The sequence below is a fragment of the Micromonospora sp. 4G55 genome (genome assembly GCF_016803375.1).
On sequence record NZ_JAEVHN010000357.1, the window covers coordinates 1 to 6,330 of the forward strand.

Annotated in this window: 5 protein-coding genes and 1 pseudogene; 1 reads left to right on the plus strand and 5 read right to left on the minus strand. The window is 69.8% G+C overall.

All coding sequences use genetic code 11. The features are described 5' to 3' along the window. The 5 genes and pseudogenes from JNW89_RS24100 to JNW89_RS24120 form a co-directional block, all read right to left on the minus strand. A partial coding sequence (locus JNW89_RS24100; protein ID WP_238450611.1) for a glycoside hydrolase family 43 protein occupies positions 1 to 990 on the minus strand: 990 nt, incomplete at its 3' end. Next, positions 987 to 1,811 carry a carbohydrate ABC transporter permease gene (locus JNW89_RS24105; RefSeq protein WP_238450612.1) on the minus strand — a complete coding sequence of 275 codons (825 nt, stop codon included), beginning with the start codon at positions 1,809 to 1,811 and terminating at the stop codon, positions 987 to 989. The genes JNW89_RS24100 and JNW89_RS24105, both read right to left, overlap by 4 nt. A 9-nt stretch (positions 1,812 to 1,820) precedes the next feature. Further along, positions 1,821 to 2,783, minus strand: a complete 963-nt coding sequence (locus JNW89_RS36910; RefSeq protein ID WP_238450613.1) for a carbohydrate ABC transporter permease — start codon at positions 2,781 to 2,783, stop codon at positions 1,821 to 1,823. A gap of 6 nt (positions 2,784 to 2,789) precedes the next feature. Next, positions 2,790 to 4,118, minus strand: a complete 1,329-nt coding sequence (locus tag JNW89_RS24115; protein ID WP_238450614.1) for an ABC transporter substrate-binding protein — start codon at positions 4,116 to 4,118, stop codon at positions 2,790 to 2,792. Between the two features lie 40 nt (positions 4,119 to 4,158). Further along, positions 4,159 to 5,669: pseudogene (locus JNW89_RS24120) on the minus strand (alpha-N-arabinofuranosidase). A gap of 149 nt (positions 5,670 to 5,818) precedes the next feature. Here JNW89_RS24120 and JNW89_RS24125 point away from each other — a divergent pair. Further along, positions 5,819 to 6,330 (plus strand): LacI family DNA-binding transcriptional regulator (locus JNW89_RS24125; RefSeq protein WP_238450615.1); only part of this gene is annotated, 512 nt, incomplete at its 3' end.

Below are 6,330 nucleotides of genomic sequence, written 5' to 3' on the forward strand. Positions count from 1 at the left end.
CTTGACGACGGGTTTGCCGTTCTCCCAGGTGATTTCGTCGAGCCAGACCTGGCGGCCGGGGTCGGTGCTGCCCTCCTGGCCGGGCGGCCAGGCGTGGTAGACCAGCCAGGTCCGGCCGTCCTTGACCACGATCGAGGCGTGGCCGGGGCCGGAGGCGACCTCGTTGGTCTTCAGGATCGGGTTCTCGGTCGCCTTCACGCAGGGGCCGCTCGGGCTCTCGCAGACCGCGTAGCCCTCGGCGTACGTGGCCCGGTCGTACGCGTTGGCGGCGAAGAAGAGGTACAACCGCCCGTCGTGGCGGTGGAAGAACGGGCCCTCGATCAGGGTGCCCTCCCACGGCTCGGTCTGCTTCAACAGCTTCGTCGGCTCGCCGACGAGCTTCAGCCCGTCGTCGGAGAGGCGCTGCGACCAGAGCCAGGTGTCCACCCCGATCGCGTTGCCGTCGTTCTTCCAGACCAGCCAGAGGCTGCCGTCGGTGTCCCGGAACGGGCTCGCGTCGATCGCCCCGCCCAGCTCGGCCTGGCAGATGAACGGCTCCGTCGAGTCGTCCCGGTACGGCCCCTGTGGACTGCTGGCCACCGCCCGCCCCACGCACTGCCGGCCGGAATCACGGCCGGCGACGGTGTAGTAGAGAAGGAACCGGTCCGGGGCGAGCTGGATCGCCTCCGGCGCCCAGGTCTTCCCCGGGTCCGCCCAGTCGGGCAGCTCGGGCAGGGCGTCCTCGGCCTCGCTCCAGTCGACCAGGTCGACCGAGCGCCGCACCGGCACGTTGCGGCCGCCGCTGTTGGTGTGGAACAGCCACCAGGCGTCCCCGACCCGCATCACCTGCGGGTCGGGGGCGTCGGCGCGTACCACGGGGTTGGTGAACATGCTCGGGTCGCTCCGCGTACTCGTTGGGTCGTCCGCATCGTTCTCGCCGCAGCCGGCGACGAGCAGTGCGGCGGCGAGGACCGCCGCCGCACCGCGTAGCCGGGTGTGCCCGGCGTTCATCCCTTCAGGCCGCTGCGCGAGACGCCCTGGATGATGTGCCGCTGGGCCGCCACGAAGAGGATCAGCACCGGCACGCTGGCCAGCACCGCCCCGGCCATGATCACCGGGTAGTCGCTGACGTAGGCGCCCTGGAGCAGGCCCAGGCCCGCCGGCAGGGTCAGCCGCTCCGGGCTGAACAGCACGTAGATCGGCCAGAGGAAGTCGTTCCAGTTGGTCAGGAACGACAGCACCGCCAACGTGGCCAGGGCCGGCTTGGAGAGCGGCAGCAGCACCTGCGTGAAGATCTGCCAGTGGTTGGCGCCGTCCAGCACCGCCGCCTCCTCCAGCTCGGCGGGGATGCTGAGGAAGAACTGCCGCAGGAAGAACACCCCGAAGGCGCTGGCCGCGCCGGGCACGATCACCACGGTCAGGGTGTCCAGCCAGCCGAGCCGGTCGGCGATCACGAAGTTCGGGATGATCAGCGAGGTGGGCGGGATGAACAGGGTCCCCACGATCAGCGCGAAGCTCACCCCCCGGCCCCGGAACCGGAGCCGGGCCAGCGCGTACGCGGCCATCGAGGCGGTCACCAGCACCAGCAGCGCGTGCAGGGCGGCCGCCAGCATGCTGTTGACGAACCAGCGCAGCACCGGGTTCGAGGTGTTGCCGAGGATCTGGTCGTAGCCGTAGGTGGAGAACGGGTTGGGCAGGAAGCTCGGCGGGATCTTCTGCGCGTCGCCGTAGGTCTTCACCGAGGTGATCGCCATCCACACCAGCGGGGTCAGGAAGACCAGGGTCAGGAGCACCAGGACCGCGTAGCGCGTGAAGCGGCGGAGAGTCGTCATGTCGGCCCCTCAGTCTTCCCGGTACCGGAAGAACCGGAAGTTGACGATGCTGATCACCGTGAGCGCCAGCGCGAAGATGATGCTCATCGCCGCGGCCCGGCCGGCGTCGTTGTCCCGCAGGCCCTCGTCGACGATCCGCCAGACCACGGTGCGGGTCTGCTGGCCCGGCGCGCCCTGGGTGATCAGGAACGACTGCCCGAAGACGTTCGCCGAGGCGAGGATCGTGGTGGTCAGCACGAAGAGCATGACCGGGCGCAGCCCGGGCAGGGTGACGTTGCGGAACCGGTCCCAGGCGTTCGCCCCGTCCATCCGCGCCGCCTCGTAGAGCTCCGGCGAGATGTCCTGGAGGCCGGCCAGGTAGATCACCGCGTTGAACCCGGAGGTCCACCAGACGGTCACCCCGACCAGCGACACCCAGGCCCACGGCACGTCGGTCACCCACGGGGTGTCCGACGGCAGGCCGACCGCGCCGAGCAGCCGGTTCACCAGGCCCAGGTTGGCGTCGAGCAGGAAGCGCCAGAGCAGGCCGATCACCGCCACCCCGAGCACGTACGGGGCGAAGTAGACCGCCCGGAAGAACGTCCGCCCCGGGAACGACCGGTTGAGCAGCAGCGCCAGCCCCAGCGGTACGACCACCAGCAGCGGCACCGAGAAGACCGTGAAGATCGCGGTGGCGCGGACGCTGGACCACCAGTCGCCGTAGATGGCCGACTCGCTGTCGAAGAGGTCACGGTAGTTGTCCAGCCCGACGAAGGGCCGGTTGGGCAGTTGGAGGTCCCACTGGTGGACGCTCAGCCAGACGCCGAAAAGGATCGGCAGCAGCCCGAACGCCAGGAAGAGCAGCAGGTACGGCGCGAGGAAGAGGTACGGGGTCGCGCGGCTGCCCCGCTCCGTCGCGCCCCGGCGGTTCTTCCCGCCCGCCGGGGGCGGCGCGTCCTTGCGCGCCGCCCCGACCTCGATCACGTCCGCCACGGGAAATCAGCTCCCGTACTTCTTGCGGTTGTCCTCCAGCTGCTTGTTCGCCTTCGCCACGCCGTCGTCGAGGGCCTGCTTGGGCGACTTCTTGCCCAGCGCGGCCTCGTTGAAGGAGGTGTAGAAGGTGGTCATCACCTCGCCCAACCCGGGAGCGGCCGGCGGGAAGGCCGCGTACTCCAGCTCCGGGGCGAGCGTGGCGACGTTCGGGATGGCCTTGAACTCGGCGCCCTCCCGGACCTCCTTGCGGGCCGGAACCTGGCCGCCCTTCGCCCAGTCCAGCGAGTGCTCGCTGAGCCAGTTGATGAACACCTTCGCGCCGGAGATCTTGTTGTTGTCGGCGCTGCGCTGCTTGACGATGGTGAAGTTGTGCGAGTTCGCCCAGGCGGCCTTCTGGCTGCCGAGCTGCGGCAGCTCGGCGACGCCGATCTGCGCGCTCGGGTCCTTGGCGATGTCGTTGATCTGCCAGATGCCGTTGAAGTTGAAGGCGTTCTTGCCGCTCTTCAGGGCCAGGTAGTCGCCGTCCTGGCCGACGTTCGACGGCGAGTGACCCTGCTTGATCAGGTCGACCAGCCAGGTGCACGCCTCGACCGCCGGGTCGGAGTTGAAGGTCGCCTTGGCGACCTCGGCGTCGAAGAGGGTGCCGCCCCACTGGTGCAGCAGCGAGTAGAACGTCATGCCGCCGGTGAACTGGAACGGGCTGATCCAGAAGCCCTGCACGCCGGACTTCTTCAGCTCGGTCAGCGCGGCGGTGAACTCGTCCCGCGTGGTCGGCGGCTTGTTCGGGTCCAGGCCGGCCTTCTGCATGACGGCCTTGTTGTAGTAGAAGCCCAGCGGGTGCATGTCCAGCGGGATGCCGTACCGCTTGTTGTTGTAGAGCCCGCCCTTCCAGACGGTCGGCGCGAAGTCGCCCTCGCTGAGCTCCAGGGCCTTGGCCACGTCGTCCAGTTCGGTGATCACGCCACGGGCGGCGAAGGTGGCCAGCTGGTCCATGTGCATGACCGCGATGTCCGGGCCGGAGCCGCTGGAGACCGCACCGGGGAGCTTGCTGTAGTAGTCCTCCCACCGGTACGTGTTCACCGCGATCGCGATGTTCTGGTGCTCGGAGTTGAACTGCTCGACCAGCTTTTTGAAGATGTCGCCGTCGCCGCCGGTGAAGCCGTTCCACAGGTTCAGCGAGACCTTGGGGCCGGTGTACTCCTTGCCGCCGTTGCCGGTGGCGGTGGACTTGCTGGCGCTGCCACCGCCACAGCCGGCGAGGGTCAGCGACGCGGCCGCGCCGAGACCCACGCCGAGACCGAGCAGCCGCCGGCGGCTCATTTCGTTCTGCATCATGCGGGTTTCTCCTTGGGGGACGGAATAAAGTATTCCCTGGTCAGGGCCGCGACGCGAAACGCAGCACGTTCCAGGAGACCGCCGGCAGGCGTACGGTGCAGCGACCGCCGTCGGGGGTGGGGGTGGGCAGTGCGTGAGGCGTCACCCGGTCGGGCTCGGCCTCGGTGTTGATCGCTTCCGGGTCGTTCCCGGCGGCGAGACTCAGGTGCTCGACCCCGCGCAGGCCGGGCAGGCCGCGCAGGTCGAGGTCGAGCGGGAGATCGTCCGAGCCCCGGTTGACCGCGAAGACGGTCAGCTCGCCGGACTCCTCGTCGTGCACCGCCACGGTGTCCAGCACCGGCACCGCGCCGAACCGCTTCGTCTCGTAGTCCGGCGTGACCGGCTCGGTGCGCAGCACGGTGCCCCGGGCGTACCGGGCGGTGAGGGCGAACGGGTGGAAGATGCTCTGCCGCCAGGCCGGCCCGCCGGTGCGGGTGCGGATCGGGGCGATCACGTTGGCCAGCTGCGCCTGGCAGGCGACGCCGACCCGGTCGGCGTGCCGGAGCAGGGTGATCAGCAGGTCACCGACGACCACCGCGTCGACCGCGGTGAAGTCGTCCTCGATCAGCGCGGGCGCCTCGACCCAGCCGCGCCGGTCCAGGTCGGCCTTGAGCCGGGACTCGTACCAGACGTTCCACTCGTCGAAGGAGACCTTGAGCTTGCGCCGGTGCCGCTGCTTGGCGGCCACGTGGTCGGCGGTGGCGACCACCTCGCGGATGAAGTTGTCCATGTCCACCGCCGAGGCCAGGATGCTGGCCCGGTCGCCGTCGGACGGGTCGTAGTAGGTGTGCGCGGAGATGTAGTCGACGTGCTCGTAGGTGTGCTCCAGCACCGTCGCCTCCCAGGAGGCGTAGGTGGGCATCCGCCGGTTGGAGCTGCCGCAGGCGACCAGGCTGATCGAGGGGTCGATCATCTTCATCGCCCGGGCGGTCTCGGCGGCGAGCCGGCCGTACTCGTCGGCGGTCTTGTGGCCGACCTGCCACGGGCCGTCCAGCTCGTTGCCGAGGCACCAGAGCCGCACCCCGTACGGCTCCTCGGCGCCGTGCTTGCGGCGCAGGTCCGACAGCTGGGTGCCGCCCGGGTGGTTGGCGTACTCCAGCAGGTCGCAGGCCTCCTGGACGCCCCGGGTGCCCAGGTTGACCGCCATCATCGGCTCGACGTCGGCCTCGGCGGCCCAGGTCATGAACTCGTCCAGCCCGAAGGCGTTGGTCTCGATGGTCTTCCAGGCCAGGTCGAGCGGCGCGGGCGGTCGCCGACCGGGCCGACGCCGTCCTCCCAGCGGTAGCCGGAGACGAAGTTGCCGCCCGGGTAGCGGACCACGGAGACGCCCAGCTCACGGGTGAGCGAGAGCACGTCGCCGCGCAGGCCGCGGGAGTCGGCGGTGGGGTGGCCGGGCTCGTAGACCCCGCCGTAGACGCAGCGCCCCATGTGCTCGACGAAGGAGCCGAAGAGCCGCCGGTCAGCGGGGCCGATCGCGAAGGCGGGGTCGATGGTGAGCTGCGCGGTCCGCAAGGGGAGTGCCACCTTTCCTGTTGCCGGTTCCCGGTGACCGTGGTCACCGGTATCCATGGTTTCTACAACGTTGTAAGCAACGTTGTAAAGGGGCTGTAATGCGGTCGTGACACGGTAAGGTTCGGGCAGCAACTCGGGGAGGAAGTCCAGTGCGACACAGGCTCAAGGACGTCGCGGAACGGGCCGGCGTGTCGGTCAAGACGGTCTCGAACGTGGTCAACGGCTACCTGCACGTCCGGCCGGACACCCGGGCCCGGGTCGAGGAGGCGATCGCCGAGCTCAACTACCGGCCCAACCTCTCCGCCCGCAACCTGCGCAAGGGGCGTACCGGCGTGATCGCGCTGGCCGTGCCGGAGCTGGACATCCCGTACTTCGCCGAACTGGCCCGGCACGTCGTCACCGCCGCCGCCGAACGCGGCTGGACGGTGCTGATCGACCAGACCGGCGGTGGGGCCGAACGCGAGCGGGTGGCCGCCGCCGGCATCGGCGACCACATGATCGACGGCCTGATCCTCAGCCCGCTCGCCCTCACCGCCGAGGACCTCGCCGGCCTGGACGGCACGCCGATGGTGCTGCTCGGCGAGCGGGTGGACCACGGCCCGGCCGACCACGTGGCGATCGACAACGTGGCCGCCGCCCGGGAGATCACCGCTCACCTCGT